Origin of the sequence: Campylobacter sp. 2018MI01 (assembly GCF_018501205.1) — a bacterium.
Classification (GTDB): Bacteria; Campylobacterota; Campylobacteria; order Campylobacterales; family Campylobacteraceae; genus Campylobacter_E.
This window is the reverse complement of the sequence record NZ_JAHCZE010000170.1, coordinates 1-424: the sequence shown is the minus strand read 5'-3', so window position 1 is coordinate 424 and position 424 is coordinate 1. Positions and strand designations below refer to the sequence as shown.

The following is a 424-nucleotide window of genomic DNA, read 5'->3' as shown; positions in this document are numbered from 1 at the left end:
AAATAATTAATAGTAAGGATGTAAGAAATGACAGAAAAAATTGCTGTTTTAGGCGCAGGTTCCTGGGGTAGTACTCTTGCAACCGTTTTGGTGGAAAATGGTCATGATGTGAAGCTTTACACAAACATTCAGGCGCAAGCTGATGAATTAAATGAGAAGCACACGAATGAACATTACATGCCAGGGTTCAAGTACCCCGAAAAGCTCTATACGACAACTGACTTGGAAGAAGCCGTTGATGGGGCAGATGCTATTTTGTTCGTTGTACCGACAAAAGTTATTCGTTTGGTTGCTGGCCAGCTTAAAGATATTTTGGCAAAGACGAATGCTCGTCCGTTGATTATTCACGCAAGCAAGGGTCTTGAAATCGGGACTCACAAACGGATTTCTGAAATTATCATGGAAGAATTGACAGAGCGTTATG

Annotated in this window: 1 protein-coding gene; it reads left to right on the top strand. The window is 41.3% G+C overall.

Features of this window, described 5'->3' with window-relative positions; translation table 11 throughout:
• Positions 1 to 27: 27 nt before the first annotated feature.
• Positions 28 to 424, top strand: a 397-nt coding sequence (locus KJQ97_RS09520; RefSeq protein WP_214120710.1) for an NAD(P)-binding domain-containing protein, incomplete at its 3' end; no start/stop codon positions are given.